10 protein-coding genes, 2 tRNA genes and 4 rRNA genes are annotated in these 16,206 nt (G+C 55.5%); 8 read left to right on the plus strand and 8 right to left on the minus strand.

The window, feature by feature from the left end:
• Positions 1-2 precede the first annotated feature (2 nt).
• The 8 genes from N2A98_RS00520 to N2A98_RS00555 all read right to left on the minus strand — a co-directional run bounded on the left by N2A98_RS00520 (position 3) and on the right by N2A98_RS00555 (position 7,522).
• The gene (locus tag N2A98_RS00520) at positions 3-311 is read right to left on the minus strand and encodes a DUF2388 domain-containing protein (RefSeq protein WP_044270310.1); all 309 of its coding nucleotides are present in this window, start codon (positions 309-311) and stop codon (positions 3-5) included.
• Positions 312-417: 106 nt separating this feature from the next.
• A complete protein-coding gene (locus N2A98_RS00525) occupies positions 418-738 on the minus strand; it encodes a DUF2388 domain-containing protein (RefSeq protein WP_034136006.1) in 321 nt (106 codons plus the stop codon).
• A 330-nt stretch (positions 739-1,068) separates the two neighbouring features.
• Positions 1,069-1,284 carry a DUF1127 domain-containing protein gene (locus N2A98_RS00530; protein WP_003187413.1) on the minus strand — a complete coding sequence of 72 codons (216 nt, stop codon included), beginning with the start codon at positions 1,282-1,284 and terminating at the stop codon, positions 1,069-1,071.
• 318 nt (positions 1,285-1,602) lie between these two features.
• Entirely contained in the window at positions 1,603-3,096 is a 1,494-nt protein-coding gene (locus N2A98_RS00535; RefSeq protein ID WP_003187414.1) for an acetyl-CoA hydrolase/transferase family protein, read from the minus strand.
• A gap of 180 nt (positions 3,097-3,276) precedes the next feature.
• Entirely contained in the window at positions 3,277-4,713 is a 1,437-nt protein-coding gene (locus tag N2A98_RS00540) for an NAD(P)(+) transhydrogenase (Re/Si-specific) subunit beta (RefSeq protein ID WP_014716357.1), read from the minus strand.
• Positions 4,713-5,033 (minus strand): NAD(P) transhydrogenase subunit alpha, encoded by a 321-nt coding sequence (locus N2A98_RS00545; RefSeq protein ID WP_003187417.1) that lies wholly within the window; start codon positions 5,031-5,033, stop codon positions 4,713-4,715. The genes N2A98_RS00540 and N2A98_RS00545 overlap by 1 nt, the downstream gene beginning before the upstream one ends.
• A gap of 15 nt (positions 5,034-5,048) precedes the next feature.
• Positions 5,049-6,170, minus strand: a complete 1,122-nt coding sequence (locus tag N2A98_RS00550; RefSeq protein WP_044270327.1) for a Re/Si-specific NAD(P)(+) transhydrogenase subunit alpha — start codon at positions 6,168-6,170, stop codon at positions 5,049-5,051.
• Positions 6,171-6,622: 452 nt separating this feature from the next.
• Complete coding sequence (locus tag N2A98_RS00555; protein WP_003187421.1) at positions 6,623-7,522, minus strand: LysR family transcriptional regulator; 900 nt, start codon at positions 7,520-7,522, stop codon at positions 6,623-6,625.
• A 157-nt stretch (positions 7,523-7,679) separates the two neighbouring features.
• Here N2A98_RS00555 and N2A98_RS00560 point away from each other — a divergent pair, with 157 nt between their 5' ends.
• The 8 genes from N2A98_RS00560 to rrf (N2A98_RS00595) all read left to right on the plus strand — a co-directional run bounded on the left by N2A98_RS00560 (position 7,680) and on the right by rrf (N2A98_RS00595) (position 16,101).
• The gene (locus N2A98_RS00560) at positions 7,680-8,861 is read left to right on the plus strand and encodes an acyl-CoA dehydrogenase (protein ID WP_003187423.1); all 1,182 of its coding nucleotides are present in this window, start codon (positions 7,680-7,682) and stop codon (positions 8,859-8,861) included.
• 13 nt (positions 8,862-8,874) lie between these two features.
• Positions 8,875-10,095: a CaiB/BaiF CoA-transferase family protein gene (locus tag N2A98_RS00565; protein WP_078804119.1), complete on the plus strand. Its 1,221-nt coding sequence runs from the start codon at positions 8,875-8,877 to the stop codon at positions 10,093-10,095.
• Between the two features lie 567 nt (positions 10,096-10,662).
• Positions 10,663-12,199: ribosomal RNA gene (locus N2A98_RS00570) — 16S ribosomal RNA — on the plus strand.
• Positions 12,200-12,280: 81 nt separating this feature from the next.
• A tRNA-Ile gene (locus tag N2A98_RS00575) sits at positions 12,281-12,357 on the plus strand.
• 30 nt (positions 12,358-12,387) lie between these two features.
• Positions 12,388-12,463: transfer RNA gene (locus N2A98_RS00580), tRNA-Ala, on the plus strand.
• A gap of 247 nt (positions 12,464-12,710) precedes the next feature.
• Positions 12,711-15,602 (plus strand): 23S ribosomal RNA (locus N2A98_RS00585).
• 158 nt (positions 15,603-15,760) lie between these two features.
• Positions 15,761-15,876: ribosomal RNA gene (gene rrf / locus N2A98_RS00590) — 5S ribosomal RNA — on the plus strand.
• Between the two features lie 109 nt (positions 15,877-15,985).
• Positions 15,986-16,101 (plus strand): 5S ribosomal RNA (gene rrf, locus N2A98_RS00595).
• Together the 16S, 23S and 5S rRNA genes with 2 tRNA genes alongside form the textbook arrangement of a ribosomal RNA operon.
• The last annotated feature ends 105 nt before the right edge of the window (positions 16,102-16,206 follow it).

The raw sequence follows: 16,206 nt of genomic DNA on the forward strand, positions 1-16,206 counted from the left end.
GATTATTGGACGAGAATTGCTTGCGCCAGTTCAAGGTCGCTTGCATGAAGTTTTGGCTGGGTGCGGCGCAGATAGTCCAGCGCGGACTCCAGGCGTGCGCCCCGCCATTGGCCGTCAGTGGCAATGAACGCGGCAGCATCATCCCGAGCGGCCAGGACCAACTTATTGTCGAACGGCGCAGAGGTAACTTTGCTGGTGGCATACACGCTGACAACCGTGCTCTGGGTGGACACATCCAACGCTGAAGCCATGGTTGACCAGCAGGCGCAAAACAGTACAGGAACAATCAATAAACGGTATGAAAAAGCCATGGGACTCGACAACTGAAAGCGAGCGCCAAGGCTAGCGCAACGGCCGGGCGAGAGCCAGCGTCGAGCCAGACGGGAGCGGCGGGCGCTCCCGTCAGGTTGCCGTGGGTCAGATAGCCAGGATGGCCTGTGCCAGCTGTGCATCGGTTGCGGTATTGAGCTGTGGCGCTTGTTGGCGGATCTGGGCCAGGGCGCTTTCCAGTTTCACGCCACGGATGGCGCCTTCGCTGGCGACAAAGCTGGCGGCGTCGTCACGGGCCGCTTGTACGACCTTGTTGTCGCGCAGGGATGAGGTGGCATCAGACGTGGCATCGGAGGTTGCCTTCAGAGCGCCGACGATCGAGTCGGTCGTCATGATCAGGCTGCTCGCGTTGGCATTGGCAGCCAGGGTCAGCACAGCGGCAGTGCACAGCAGGCGAAGACGGGACATGGGGTAACTCCTGTAGACGAATAATAAGGTGGCGCGAAACGGCCACAATGAAACGGACTGGGACTGTCGAGCATCAGACGCACGCTCTACAGGGTTCGCCACGTGGTGAACCGATATTAGGCGTGTGCCCGGCTATTCGGAAGCCTGTAATTAAACTGTACCTGTCATATTTTATTAATTTAGAACTGTATCTGTGTGCTTGAGTCGAGCCAATCCAATGCGCTATCGCAGATACAACAAAGCCCGCCTCCGGTTACCCGGGGCGGGCTTTGCTTTGACAAATCAGGGTGCTGGCAGTGGACCCGTCAGGTCAGGGCCAGCGGGCGCTACTTAGCGCCAGAACGGCTTGCTCAGCTCTTCGTAACGTTGAGCTTCGCTGATACCGGCGTCAGCCAGCAGACGCGAATCCAGGCGAGCCAACTGGTGGCGGCTGGAGATGCGGCGCTGCCACAACATCAGGTTGGCGAGAACGCGCAAAGGCAGGGAAGCCTGGGTGTTTACAGCTTTTTCTTCGAAGAACAGTTCGGAACTGAGTGTACGTTCCATGATGACATCCTTCCGCTTGTGGCGGGATTAGGTAGTGGTTTAACTGATGCCAATGATCCTCTTCCAAGACAAGACTCTCTAGATACAGTTCACCTGTATTGTGAGAGGCCAGTTAACTGTTTAACGAGGCTGTACGGTACGAAATTGGGGCAACTGTACCTGTGCGCACTTAAAAGGTGCGAAACCGGCGTTTTTGAGTTGAGGTGTGGGATATTTCGGTAGGAAATGACCAGTACAGCAGTACAGTTTTTTCCATAAGTGCGGGTGAGTTCACCGAGCTGATGAAACTGTATTTGCATCAGCTCGGATCTGTATTCATCAAGCCTTGAGCATATGCCCGGTTTCTTCCAGGTTGATGTGCCAACTCAGCGCTTCGCGCAGGATGTGCGGGGTATGCCCACCGATGGCGCAGGCGGCATCGAAGTAAGTGTTGAGGGCATCGCGGTAGGCTGGGTGCACGCAGTTATCGATGATGACCCGAGCGCGCTCCCGTGGCGCCAGGCCCCGCAGGTCGGCAAGGCCTACTTCGGTGACGAGAATGTCTACGTCATGCTCGGTGTGGTCCACATGGCTGACCATCGGTACCACGCTGGAAATTGCGCCGCCCTTGGCAATGGACTTGGTGACGAAGATCGCCAGGTGCGCATTGCGGGCGAAATCCCCGGAGCCGCCGATGCCGTTCATCATCCGCGTGCCGCAGACGTGGGTGGAGTTGACGTTGCCGTAGATATCGAACTCCAGCGCGGTATTGATACCGATAATGCCCAGGCGCCGTACCACTTCAGGGTGGTTGGAAATTTCCTGCGGGCGCAGCACCAATTTGTCCTTGTAGTGCTCCAGGTTGCCGAACACATCGGCATTACGCCGCTCCGACAAGGTAATCGAACTGCCGGAGGCAAAGCTCAGCTTGCCAGCGTCGATCAGGTCGAATGTCGAATCCTGCAACACTTCCGAGTACATGGTCAGGTCTTCGAACGGCGACTCGATCAACCCGCACATCACCGCGTTGGCAATATTGCCGATGCCGGCTTGCAGCGGCCCGAGCTTGTTGGTCATGCGCCCCGCATCGACTTCTTGCTTGAGGAAGTTGATCAGGTGGTTGGCGATGCCTTGGGTATCGCTGTCAGGCGGCGTCACCGTGGAGGCGGAGTCCGCCTGGTTGGTGATGACGATGGCGACGATTTTCTCGGGCGGGATCGGAATCGCGGTGCTGCCAATACGGTCGTCGACTTTCACCAGCGGAATCGGCGTGCGCGTTGGCCGGTAGGTCGGGATGTAGATGTCGTGCAACCCCTCCAGGTTCGGGTTGTGCGCCAGGTTGATCTCGACGATCACCTGTTTGGCAAAGATCGCGAAGCTGGCCGAGTTGCCTACGGAGGTAGTGGGCACGATATGGCCCTGCTCAGTGATCGCGACGGCTTCGATCACGGCGATGTCTGGCAATTTGAGCTGATTGTTGCGCAGTTGCTCGACCGTTTCCGACAGGTGCTGGTCGATAAACATCACCTCGCCGGCATTGATAGCCTTGCGCAGGGTGCTGTCGACTTGAAAGGGCATGCGTCGTGACAGTACGCCGGCTTCGGTCAACTGCTTGTCCAGGTCATTGCCCAGGCTGGCGCCGGTCATCAGCGTAATTTTGAGCGGCGAAGTCTTGGCGCGTTCGGCCAGAGCGTGGGGGACGGCCTTGGCTTCACCGGCACGGGTGAAGCCGCTCATGCCGACGGTCATGCCGTCCTCGATCAGTGCAGCGGCGTCTGCCGCGCTCATGACCTTGTTCAACAACGAAGGCAAGCGGATACGATCACGGTACATGAATTGTTATCTCTGGCTACGGAAAGCAAGGTGGGCAGTGTAGTGATTTCAAAAAGTTTCGGCCCGCTACCATGGTCGAATGCCAGGTCGCGATTTAGAGCCTTTGGTCGGGTTTCATCCGCTAATAAAAAACCCCAGCCTACGGGAGGCCAGGGTTTCGGGTATTGCGCTGGCGCAGTGTTATTCGACGGCCTTGACCATGTCTTCGATGACCTTTTTGGCATCACCGAAAACCATCATGGTCTTGTCCAGATAGAACAACTCGTTGTCCAGGCCCGCATAGCCGCTGGCCATCGAGCGCTTGTTGACGATGATGGTCTTGGCCTTGAACGCCTCGAGGATCGGCATGCCGGCAATCGGTGAGTTCGGGTCGTTCTTGGCGGCCGGGTTGACCACGTCGTTGGCGCCCAACACCAGCACCACGTCGGCCTGGCCGAACTCGGAGTTGATGTCTTCCATCTCAAACACCTGGTCGTAAGGCACTTCGGCCTCGGCCAGCAATACGTTCATGTGCCCAGGCATGCGACCCGCCACTGGATGGATCGCGTACTTCACGGTGACGCCGTGGTGGGTCAGTTTCTCGGTCAGTTCCTTGAGCGCGTGTTGTGCCCGCGCCACTGCAAGGCCATAGCCTGGGACGATAATCACGGTGTCGGCGTTGGTCAGCAGGAAGGTGGCGTCATCAGCGGAGCCGGACTTCACCGGGCGTGCTTCTTTGGAGCCCGCCGCAGCGCCAGCATCCGGCGCATTGCCGAAGCCGCCCAACAACACATTAAAGAAGGAGCGATTCATCGCCTTGCACATGATGTACGACAGGATCGCGCCGCTGGAGCCCACCAGGGAGCCGGCGATGATCAGCATCGAGTTGTTCAGCGAGAAGCCAATGCCCGCCGCTGCCCAGCCGGAGTAGCTGTTGAGCATCGACACCACCACGGGCATGTCGGCGCCGCCAATCGGGATGATGATCAGCACACCCAGCACGAAGGCCAGGGCCAGCATCAGTGCAAATGCGCTGAGATTGCCGGTGAACATGAACGCCAGGCCCAGGCCCAGGGTTGCGAGACCGAGCACCAGGTTCAGTTTGTGTTGCCCGCCGAACTGTACCGGTGCGCCCTGGAACAGGCGGAACTTGTACTTGCCCGACAGCTTGCCGAACGCGATCACCGAGCCGGAGAAGGTGATAGCACCGATGGCAGCACCGAGGAACAGTTCCAGACGGTTACCGGCCGGTATCGAATCGCCCAAGTGCTTGACGATGCCCAGGGACTGCGGTTCGACCACGGCGGCAATGGCGATGAACACCGCTGCCAGGCCAATCATGCTGTGCATGAAGGCGACCAGCTCTGGCATCTTGGTCATTTCGACGCGCTTGGCCATGATCGAGCCGGCGGTGCCGCCGACCAGTAGGCCAACGATGACGTAGCCAATACCCGCAGTCGCCAGCTCAGCCCCCAGCTTATAGATGAGGCCGACGGTGGTGAGTACCGCCAGCGCCATACCGAGCATGCCGAACAAGTTGCCGCGCCGCGAAGTGGTCGGGTGCGAGAGGCCTTTGAGGGCCTGGATGAAACAAATCGACGCGATCAGATAGAGCGTCGTCACGAGATTCATGCTCATTACTTGGGCGCCTCTTCTTTTACTTTCGGGGCTTTCTTCTTGAACATCTCAAGCATCCTGCGGGTGACCAGGAAGCCACCGAAGACATTTACCGCCGCCAGGGCCACGGCCAGCGTGCCCATGGTCTTGCCCAGTGGCGTCACGGTGAGAGCGGCGGCGAGCATGGCGCCGACGATAACAATCGCGGAAATGGCGTTGGTCACGGCCATCAGCGGCGTGTGCAATGCGGGTGTTACGTTCCAGACCACGTGATAACCGACATAAATCGCCAGCACAAAGATGATCAGGTTGTAGATACCGGGGGAGATAAGCTCTTCCATCGTCTGAATCCCTGCTTAGGCGTTTTTGCGGATGACTTGGCCGTCGCGGCACATCAGGCACGCGGCGACGATGTCGTCTTCGAGGTTGATTTCAAACTGCCCTTCCTTGGTGAAGACCAGCTTCAGGAAGTCCAGCAGGTTGCGCGCATACAAGGCCGATGCGTCGGCGGCGACAGCGCCCGCCAGGTTGGTCGGGCCGCAGATGATCACGCCGTTTTCCACCACGACCTGGTCGGCCACGGTCAACGGGCAGTTGCCACCCTGGGCAGCGGCGAGGTCGATGACCACCGAGCCGGGTTTCATCTGCGCCACGGTCTCGGCGCTGAGCAGGGTCGGCGCCTTGCGGCCCGGGATCAGAGCGGTGGTGATGACGATATCGGCCTGTTTGGCGCGTTCGTGCACGGCCAGGGCCTGGCGCTGCATCCAACTGCTGGGCATCGGGCGCGCGTAGCCGCCGACACCGACGGCGCATTCACGCTCTTCATCGGTTTCGTAGGGGACGTCGACAAATTTGGCGCCCAGGGACTCGATCTGCTCTTTCACCGCCGGGCGTACGTCGGACGCTTCGATCACCGCGCCCAGGCGCTTGGCCGTGGCGATGGCTTGCAGGCCTGCCACACCGGCGCCGAGGATCAGTACGCGCGCGGCTTTTACAGTGCCGGCAGCGGTCATCAGCATTGGCATGAAGCGCGGGTAGTGATGAGCGGCCAGCAACACGGCCTTGTAACCGGCGATGTTGGCTTGCGAAGACAGCACATCAAGGCTTTGAGCGCGTGAAGTGCGCGGCGCGGCTTCCAGGGCGAAAGCGGTGATGCCGCGCTCGGCGAGCTTGGCGATGGTTTCGTTGCTGAACGGGTTGAGCATGCCCACCAACACGGTGCCACTTTTGATCAGCGCCAGTTCGCTGTCGCTGGGGGCAACCACTTTAAGGATCAGCTCGGCGCCAAACGCGTCGTTGGCACTGCCAATGGTGGCGCCTGCCGTTTCATAGGCACTGTCGACGATGCTGGCATTGATGCCTGCGCCGCTTTGTACAGTGACCTTATGGCCCTGGCCGATCAGCTTCTTGATGGTTTCCGGGGTGGCAGCCACCCGCGTTTCACCGGTCTGGGTTTCGAGAGGAACACCAATGTGCACGTCAAATCTCCTGCATGATCTTTTTGCTTTTGATCTTTTTGTAAAAAGGCCAGTGCACCGCGAGTGGCGCAGCTGGGGCGGCCGATCAGCACGATCCCGCTGAAATGACAGCGGGGCGCGGCATTTTGCAGGCGAACTTTACGGCCATCAAGGGATTATGACGGGTGACGAAAAATTAACTACAAGTCACCCTGTGACTGATTGTCGCAACAAGCTGAAATAACCTCTTTAAATACAGGCCTTTAAAGGTGTTCAGGCGTTTTCGGTCCGTTTTTCCATTGCCAGTGTGAATAGTCGTGCATTGGCCGGTAAGAGTCGCTAAGAGCCATGAGATACATGGCTTTTAGCCTTATTTTTGGCTGACAAGTACAGTCTGTTTAAATGCGACATATACGTACATCTGTAGGTTCTGAATTTATTTGACTACAAAGTCAGCAATTGCGTTGTGTCCTTCATTTACATGGGTTGTAGCGTCTTGACTGGTCGAGCAGCCAGTCCCTGAATGCATGCAGAGAAGCGGATTCGACCTTTTTGTCAGGGATCATCAGGTAATAAGCCTTTTCGCTGGTCAGTGCTTCGGTGCTGGCGATTACCAGTTGTTGCTCCTTCAGCTCCCGCTGTATGAGGAAGGGAGGAATCAGCGCGATGCCCATGTCATGCATGGCCGCTTGAGACAGCATCGAGAATAGCTCGTATCGAGGGCCTGTCATGTCGCGAGGGATGTTCAGTTGTTGGGCGTTGAACCATTGGCGCCAGGCATAGGGGCGTGTGGTCTGCTGCAGCAGGGGCAGCTCGGCGATCTGTTGAGGGGTGAAATGCGTGCGGTCGCCGAGTAAGCGTGGGCTGCATACCGGTACCGGGTTTTCGCCCATTAACCTGTGCGATTGTGTCCCCGACCAGTCGGCGTCCCCGAAGTAGATGGCGGCATCGAACTCGGTGTCGGCGAACAGGAAGGGACGCGTGCGGTTTGTCAGGTTTACGGTGACTTCCGGGTGCTGATGTTGAAAATCCTTCAGGCGCGGGATCAGCCACTGCGTGCCGAAGGTAGGTACCACCGCCAGTTCGATTACGTTGGCGCCCTGCTGGCCCATCACCGACAAGGTGTCGCGCTCTACGGCGTCCAGTTGCGTTGCAACCCTGCGGCTATAAGACAGCCCCGCCTCCGTCAGCTTCACTCCACGGCGTGAGCGGCGAAACAGCTCGACACTCAAAAACTCCTCCAGGCTGGCGATCTGTCGGCAAATCGCGCCTTGGGTGATGGAAAGCTCCAATGCTGCCTTGGTGAAGCTCTCGTGGCGGGCTGCTGCCTCAAAGCTGATGAGTGCGGTGGTACTGGGGATTTTTCTGCGCATGTACGTTGACCTCACAGATAAAGCGCATTTCTGGGCTTTTTTAGTGTTACGAAGTGAGAAATTAGCACAAGCCTATGCAAAAACCTCGTTTGCCCTCTGCGCTGACCGCGCCTAGTCTGGTTCCACGACTTCTGATTTTTTCCGCGAGGACTTATTCATGGCTGGCAAGGCAAGCTTCAACTGGATCGATCCACTGCTGCTGGATCAACAGCTCACCGAAGAAGAACGCATGGTGCGTGACAGCGCCGAGCAATTTGCTCAGGACAAGCTGGCTCCTCGTGTGCTCGAAGCCTTCCGTCATGAAAAGACAGACCCCGCTATTTTTCGTGAGATGGGCGAGACCGGTTTGCTGGGGGCGATGATCCCTGAGCAGTACGGTGGCAGTGGTTTGAACTACGTCAGCTACGGTTTGATTGCGCGTGAGGTCGAGCGTGTCGACTCCGGCTATCGCTCGATGATGAGTGTGCAGTCTTCCCTGGTCATGGTGCCGATCAATGAGTTTGGTACCGAGGCGCAAAAACAGAAGTACTTGCCCAAACTGGCCTCTGGTGAATGGATCGGTTGCTTCGGGCTGACCGAGCCCAACCATGGTTCCGACCCGGGTGCGATGATTACCCGGGCACGCAAAGTGGATGGCGGCTACAGCCTGACCGGCGCCAAAATGTGGATCACCAACAGTCCGATTGCGGATGTGTTTGTGGTGTGGGGCAAAGACGATGCAGGTGATATCCGTGGCTTCGTCCTGGAAAAAGGCTGGAAAGGCCTGAGCGCTCCCGCTATCCACGGCAAGGTGGGGTTGCGGGCCTCCATCACCGGTGAAATCGTCATGGATAACGTATTTGTGCCGGAAGAAAATATCTTCCCGGATGTCCGTGGCTTGAAAGGCCCTTTTACCTGCCTTAACTCGGCGCGGTACGGGATTTCCTGGGGCGCGCTGGGGGCTGCTGAGTTCTGCTGGCATACCGCGCGCCAGTACACACTTGATCGCCAGCAGTTTGGTCGCCCGTTGGCTGCCACTCAACTGATCCAGAAGAAGCTGGCCGACATGCAGACCGAGATTACCTTGGCCCTGCAAGGTTGCCTGCGCCTGGGGCGGATGAAGGATGAGGGGACGGCGGCGGTTGAGATCACATCGATCATGAAGCGTAACTCGTGTGGCAAGTCATTGGATATCGCGCGCATGGCCCGGGACATGCTGGGCGGCAACGGTATCTCCGACGAATTCGGAGTGGCGCGCCACTTGGTCAACCTGGAAGTGGTCAACACTTATGAAGGGACCCATGACGTGCATGCCTTGATCCTGGGGCGCGCGCAAACCGGTCTTCAAGCGTTCTATTAATAGGAGCATGGGCATGGGCGCGCTTTCGCATCTGCGAGTGCTGGATTTGTCGCGAGTACTCGCGGGCCCTTGGTCCGGGCAGATTCTTGCAGACCTTGGGGCTGAGGTGATCAAGGTCGAAAGGCCGGGCAGTGGCGATGACACGCGTGCTTGGGGGCCTCCCTTCCTGAAGGATGCGGATGGTGAGAACACCAGTGAGGCGGCGTATTACCTGTCGGCCAACCGTAATAAAGAGTCGGTGACCATCGACTTTACGCGACCGGAAGGCCAGAAACTGGTGCGCGACCTGGCTGCCAAGTCGGACATCCTGATCGAAAACTTCAAGGTGGGTGGTCTTGCGGCGTATGGGCTGGACTATGAATCCCTCAAAGAGGTCAACCCGGAGCTGATTTACTGTTCCATCACGGGGTTTGGTCAGACGGGCCCCTATGCGATGCGCGCCGGCTACGATTTCATGATCCAGGGTCTGGGTGGGCTCATGAGCCTGACGGGGCGGCCTGAAGGGGATGAAGGTGCCGGGCCGGTAAAGGTTGGGGTCGCCTTGACTGATATCTTGACCGGGCTTTATTCGACCGTGGCGATCCTGGCTGCGCTAGCTCATCGCGATCACGATGGTGGTGGGCAACATATCGACATGGCGTTGCTGGATGTGCAGGTGGCTTGCCTGGCGAATCAGGCAATGAATTACCTGACAACTGGGGTGCCGCCCAAGCGCTTGGGAAATGCTCACCCTAATATTGTGCCCTATCAGGATTTCCCCACTGCCGATGGAGATTTCATCCTCACCGTAGGCAATGACGGGCAGTTCCGTAAGTTCGCCGAAGTCGCCGGGCAGCCACAATGGGCGGATGACGTGCGTTTCGCCACCAATCGCGCGCGGGTGGCTAATCGCGCGGAGCTGATTCCTTTGATCCGTCAAGCGACGGTCTTCAAGACGACCGCTGAGTGGGTGTCGCAGCTGGAGCAAGTGGGCGTGCCATGTGGGCCGATCAATGATCTGGCGCAGGTGTTTTCCGATCCGCAGGTCCAGGCGCGTGGTTTGGCGATTGAGCTGCCTCACGCATTGGCGGGGACGGTGCCCCAGGTTGCGAGCCCGATACGCTTATCCAAGACGCCTGTTGAGTACCGGAGTGCGCCTCCTCTATTGGGGGAGCATACGCTTGAGGTGCTGCAGGGGGTTCTGGGGCTGGGAGCTGCTCATGTGGCCGCATTGAAGGAGGCGGGTGTTATTTGAGCGTTCCCTTCTATATAGAAGCGCACTGGTGAGCTGGTTGTTTTTTAACCGAAGCTAACTTATTGATAGGAAAGCAAAATTAAGAGTTGACGGCGAATTATATCTGTCTATAATTCGCCCCACTTCCGGCGCAGTCGAAACGGAAAACTCCTTGGTAAACAATGAGTTACGCAGTTCTCGGCAGCAAGTTGCTTCAGCTCATCGAAGCCAAAAGGAAGTTGAAAAAGAGGTGTTGACAGCAGCGTGTAACGCTGTAGAATTCGCCTCCCGCTTACGAGAGATCGCAAGCGCAAGTGGTTGAAGTTGTTGAAGAAATCTTCGAAAACTTCTGAAAATAACCACTTGACAGCAAATGAGGCTGCTGTAGAATGCGCGCCTCGGTTGAGACGAAAGATCTTAACCAACCGCTCTTTAACAACTGAATCAAGCAATTCGTGTGGGTGCTTGTGGAGTCAGACTGATAGTCAACAAGATTATCAGCATCACAAGTTACTCCGCGAGAAATCAAAGATGTAACCAACGATTGCTGAGCCAAGTTTAGGGTTTCTTAAAAACCCAAAGATGTTTGAACTGAAGAGTTTGATCATGGCTCAGATTGAACGCTGGCGGCAGGCCTAACACATGCAAGTCGAGCGGTAGAGAGAAGCTTGCTTCTCTTGAGAGCGGCGGACGGGTGAGTAATGCCTAGGAATCTGCCTGGTAGTGGGGGATAACGTTCGGAAACGGACGCTAATACCGCATACGTCCTACGGGAGAAAGCAGGGGACCTTCGGGCCTTGCGCTATCAGATGAGCCTAGGTCGGATTAGCTAGTTGGTGAGGTAATGGCTCACCAAGGCGACGATCCGTAACTGGTCTGAGAGGATGATCAGTCACACTGGAACTGAGACACGGTCCAGACTCCTACGGGAGGCAGCAGTGGGGAATATTGGACAATGGGCGAAAGCCTGATCCAGCCATGCCGCGTGTGTGAAGAAGGTCTTCGGATTGTAAAGCACTTTAAGTTGGGAGGAAGGGTTGTAGATTAATACTCTGCAATTTTGACGTTACCGACAGAATAAGCACCGGCTAACTCTGTGCCAGCAGCCGCGGTAATACAGAGGGTGCAAGCGTTAATCGGAATTACTGGGCGTAAAGCGCGCGTAGGTGGTTTGTTAAGTTGGATGTGAAATCCCCGGGCTCAACCTGGGAACTGCATTCAAAACTGACTGACTAGAGTATGGTAGAGGGTGGTGGAATTTCCTGTGTAGCGGTGAAATGCGTAGATATAGGAAGGAACACCAGTGGCGAAGGCGACCACCTGGACTAATACTGACACTGAGGTGCGAAAGCGTGGGGAGCAAACAGGATTAGATACCCTGGTAGTCCACGCCGTAAACGATGTCAACTAGCCGTTGGAAGCCTTGAGCTTTTAGTGGCGCAGCTAACGCATTAAGTTGACCGCCTGGGGAGTACGGCCGCAAGGTTAAAACTCAAATGAATTGACGGGGGCCCGCACAAGCGGTGGAGCATGTGGTTTAATTCGAAGCAACGCGAAGAACCTTACCAGGCCTTGACATCCAATGAACTTTCTAGAGATAGATTGGTGCCTTCGGGAACATTGAGACAGGTGCTGCATGGCTGTCGTCAGCTCGTGTCGTGAGATGTTGGGTTAAGTCCCGTAACGAGCGCAACCCTTGTCCTTAGTTACCAGCACGTCATGGTGGGCACTCTAAGGAGACTGCCGGTGACAAACCGGAGGAAGGTGGGGATGACGTCAAGTCATCATGGCCCTTACGGCCTGGGCTACACACGTGCTACAATGGTCGGTACAGAGGGTTGCCAAGCCGCGAGGTGGAGCTAATCCCATAAAACCGATCGTAGTCCGGATCGCAGTCTGCAACTCGACTGCGTGAAGTCGGAATCGCTAGTAATCGCGAATCAGAATGTCGCGGTGAATACGTTCCCGGGCCTTGTACACACCGCCCGTCACACCATGGGAGTGGGTTGCACCAGAAGTAGCTAGTCTAACCTTCGGGAGGACGGTTACCACGGTGTGATTCATGACTGGGGTGAAGTCGTAACAAGGTAGCCGTAGGGGAACCTGCGGCTGGATCACCTCCTTAATCGACGACATCAGCTGCTCCATAAGTTCCCACACGAATTGCTTGATTCATTGAAGAAGACGAAAGAAGCAGCCCGAAATTGGGTCTGTAGCTCAGTTGGTTAGAGCGCACCCCTGATAAGGGTGAGGTCGGCAGTTCGAATCTGCCCAGACCCACCAATTTTGTGTGGGAAACGCCTGTAGAAATACGGGGCCATAGCTCAGCTGGGAGAGCGCCTGCCTTGCACGCAGGAGGTCAACGGTTCGATCCCGTTTGGCTCCACCACTACTGCTTCTGTTTGTATAAAGCTTAGAAATGAGCATTCCATCGTGGTGATGGTGAATGTTGATTTCTAGTCTTTGACTAGTTCGTTCTTTAAAAATTTGGGTATGTGATAGAAAGATAGACTGAACGTTACTTTCACTGGTAACGGATCAGGCTAAGGTAAAATTTGTGAGTTCTCTTAACTGAGAAATTCGAATTTTCGGCGAATGTCGTCTTCACAGTATAACCAGATTGCTTGGGGTTATATGGTCAAGTGAAGAAGCGCATACGGTGGATGCCTTGGCAGTCAGAGGCGATGAAAGACGTGGTAGCCTGCGAAAAGCTTCGGGGAGTCGGCAAACAGACTTTGATCCGGAGATGTCTGAATGGGGGAACCCAGCCATCATAAGATGGTTATCTTGTACTGAATACATAGGTGCAAGAGGCGAACCAGGGGAACTGAAACATCTAAGTACCCTGAGGAAAAGAAATCAACCGAGATTCCCTTAGTAGTGGCGAGCGAACGGGGACTAGCCCTTAAGTGGCTTTGAGATTAGCGGAACGCTCTGGAAAGTGCGGCCATAGTGGGTGATAGCCCTGTACGCGAAAATCTCTTAGTCATGAAATCGAGTAGGACGGAGCACGAGAAACTTTGTCTGAATATGGGGGGACCATCCTCCAAGGCTAAATACTACTGACTGACCGATAGTGAACTAGTACCGTGAGGGAAAGGCGAAAAGAACCCCGGAGAGGGGAGTGAAATAGATCCTGAAACCGTATGCGTACAAGCAGTGGGAGCCCACTTTGTTGGGTGACTGCGTACCTTTTGTATAATGGGTCAGCGACTTATTTTCAGTGGCGAGCTTAACCGAATAGGGGAGGCGTAGCGAAAGCGAGTCTTAATAGGGCGTCTAGTCGCTGGGAATAGACCCGAAACCGGGCGATCTATCCATGGGCAGGTTGAAGGTTGGGTAACACTAACTGGAGGACCGAACCGACTACCGTTGAAAAGTTAGCGGATGACCTGTGGATCGGAGTGAAAGGCTAATCAAGCTCGGAGATAGCTGGTTCTCCTCGAAAGCTATTTAGGTAGCGCCTCATGTATCACTGTAGGGGGTAGAGCACTGTTTCGGCTAGGGGGTCATCCCGACTTACCAAACCGATGCAAACTCCGAATACCTACAAGTGCCGAGCATGGGAGACACACGGCGGGTGCTAACGTCCGTCGTGAAAAGGGAAACAACCCAGACCGTCAGCTAAGGTCCCAAAGTTATGGTTAAGTGGGAAACGATGTGGGAAGGCTTAGACAGCTAGGAGGTTGGCTTAGAAGCAGCCACCCTTTAAAGAAAGCGTAATAGCTCACTAGTCGAGTCGGCCTGCGCGGAAGATGTAACGGGGCTCAAACCATACACCGAAGCTACGGGTATCACGTAAGTGATGCGGTAGAGGAGCGTTCTGTAAGCCTGTGAAGGTGAGTTGAGAAGCTTGCTGGAGGTATCAGAAGTGCGAATGCTGACATGAGTAACGATAATGGGTGTGAAAAACACCCACGCCGAAAGACCAAGGTTTCCTGCGCAACGTTAATCGACGCAGGGTTAGTCGGTCCCTAAGGCGAGGCTGAAAAGCGTAGTCGATGGAAAACAGGTTAATATTCCTGTACTTCTGGTTATTGCGATGGAGGGACGGAGAAGGCTAGGCCAGCTTGGCGTTGGTTGTCCAAGTTTAAGGTGGTAGGCTGGAATCTTAGGTAAATCCGGGATTCTAAGGCCGAGAGCTGATGACGAGTTATCTTTTAGATAACGAAGTGGTTGATGCCATGCTTCCAAGAAAAGCTTCTAAGCTTCAGGTAACCAGGAACCGTACCCCAAACCGACACAGGTGGTTGGGTAGAGAATACCAAGGCGCTTGAGAGAACTCGGGTGAAGGAACTAGGCAAAATGGCACCGTAACTTCGGGAGAAGGTGCGCCGGTGAGGGTGAAGGACTTGCTCCGTAAGCTCATGCCGGTCGAAGATACCAGGCCGCTGCGACTGTTTATTAAAAACACAGCACTCTGCAAACACGAAAGTGGACGTATAGGGTGTGACGCCTGCCCGGTGCCGGAAGGTTAATTGATGGGGTTAGCTAACGCGAAGCTCTTGATCGAAGCCCCGGTAAACGGCGGCCGTAACTATAACGGTCCTAAGGTAGCGAAATTCCTTGTCGGGTAAGTTCCGACCTGCACGAATGGCGTAACGATGGCGGCGCTGTCTCCACCCGAGACTCAGTGAAATTGAAATCGCTGTGAAGATGCAGTGTATCCGCGGCTAGACGGAAAGACCCCGTGAACCTTTACTATAGCTTTGCACTGGACTTTGAATTTGCTTGTGTAGGATAGGTGGGAGGCTTTGAAGCGTGGACGCCAGTCTGCGTGGAGCCATCCTTGAAATACCACCCTGGCAACTTTGAGGTTCTAACTCAGGTCCGTTATCCGGATCGAGGACAGTGTATGGTGGGTAGTTTGACTGGGGCGGTCTCCTCCTAAAGAGTAACGGAGGAGTACGAAGGTGCGCTCAGACCGGTCGGAAATCGGTCGTAGAGTATAAAGGCAAAAGCGCGCTTGACTGCGAGACAGACACGTCGAGCAGGTACGAAAGTAGGTCTTAGTGATCCGGTGGTTCTGTATGGAAGGGCCATCGCTCAACGGATAAAAGGTACTCCGGGGATAACAGGCTGATACCGCCCAAGAGTTCATATCGACGGCGGTGTTTGGCACCTCGATGTCGGCTCATCACATCCTGGGGCTGAAGCCGGTCCCAAGGGTATGGCTGTTCGCCATTTAAAGTGGTACGCGAGCTGGGTTTAGAACGTCGTGAGACAGTTCGGTCCCTATCTGCCGTGGACGTTTGAGATTTGAGAGGGGCTGCTCCTAGTACGAGAGGACCGGAGTGGACGAACCTCTGGTGTTCCGGTTGTCACGCCAGTGGCATTGCCGGGTAGCTATGTTCGGAATAGATAACCGCTGAAAGCATCTAAGCGGGAAACTAGCCTCAAGATGAGATCTCACTGGAACCTTGAGTTCCCTGAAGGGCCGTCGAAGACTACGACGTTGATAGGTTGGGTGTGTAAGCGCTGTGAGGCGTTGAGCTAACCAATACTAATTGCCCGTGAGGCTTGACCATATAACACCCAAGCAATTTGACTACTCTAACGAGCATCAGATTGCGGTGTGTGAAGACGAAGATGAACCGAAAGTTCGACGCTCACAAAGCACCGAAAGCTGTCACATACCCAATTTGCTGAAGCGAGACCAGCTGGTCGCGACTCAGTACCCGAATTTCTTGACGACCATAGAGCATTGGAACCACCTGATCCCATCCCGAACTCAGCAGTGAAACGATGCATCGCCGATGGTAGTGTGGGGTTTCCCCATGTGAGAGTAGGTCATCGTCAAGATTAAATTCCAAAACCCCTGTCTGCTAACGCAGACAGGGGTTTTGTTTATGTAAAAGCTCATGAATTTCACCGGCACGTTGTCAACACAACGGTCTGGTACACAGAATTTCTTGACGACCATAGAGCATTGGAACCACCTGATCCCATCCCGAACTCAGCAGTGAAACGATGCATCGCCGATGGTAGTGTGGGGTTTCCCCATGTGAGAGTAGGTCATCGTCAAGATTGAATTCCGAAACCCCTGTCTGCTAACGCAGACAGGGGTTTTGTCGTTTAGGGCAGCCCATCATAGCCAATCTGCCTTACCCCTACCGCCTGTCGGTTTCCTAC

Origin of the sequence: Pseudomonas sp. FJ2-5-13 (genome assembly GCF_029201605.1) — a bacterium.
In the GTDB taxonomy this organism is placed as follows: Bacteria; Pseudomonadota; Gammaproteobacteria; order Pseudomonadales; family Pseudomonadaceae; genus Aquipseudomonas; species Aquipseudomonas lactis.

What these genes read in the sequence shown, in the direction of transcription:
- N2A98_RS00520 (WP_044270310.1), bottom strand. Translation starts at nt 311, where the DNA reads ATGGCTTTTTCATACCGTTTATTGATTGTTCCTGTACTGTTTTGCGCC.
- N2A98_RS00525 (WP_034136006.1), bottom strand. Translation starts at nt 738, where the DNA reads ATGTCCCGTCTTCGCCTGCTGTGCACTGCCGCTGTGCTGACCCTGGCT.
- N2A98_RS00530 (WP_003187413.1), bottom strand. Translation starts at nt 1,284, where the DNA reads ATGGAACGTACACTCAGTTCCGAACTGTTCTTCGAAGAAAAAGCTGTA.
- N2A98_RS00535 (WP_003187414.1), bottom strand. Translation starts at nt 3,096, where the DNA reads ATGTACCGTGATCGTATCCGCTTGCCTTCGTTGTTGAACAAGGTCATG.
- N2A98_RS00540 (WP_014716357.1), bottom strand. Translation starts at nt 4,713, where the DNA reads ATGAGCATGAATCTCGTGACGACGCTCTATCTGATCGCGTCGATTTGT.
- N2A98_RS00545 (WP_003187417.1), bottom strand. Translation starts at nt 5,033, where the DNA reads ATGGAAGAGCTTATCTCCCCCGGTATCTACAACCTGATCATCTTTGTG.
- N2A98_RS00555 (WP_003187421.1), bottom strand. Translation starts at nt 7,522, where the DNA reads ATGCGCAGAAAAATCCCCAGTACCACCGCACTCATCAGCTTTGAGGCA.
- N2A98_RS00560 (WP_003187423.1), top strand. Translation starts at nt 7,680, where the DNA reads ATGGCTGGCAAGGCAAGCTTCAACTGGATCGATCCACTGCTGCTGGAT.
- N2A98_RS00565 (WP_078804119.1), top strand. Translation starts at nt 8,875, where the DNA reads ATGGGCGCGCTTTCGCATCTGCGAGTGCTGGATTTGTCGCGAGTACTC.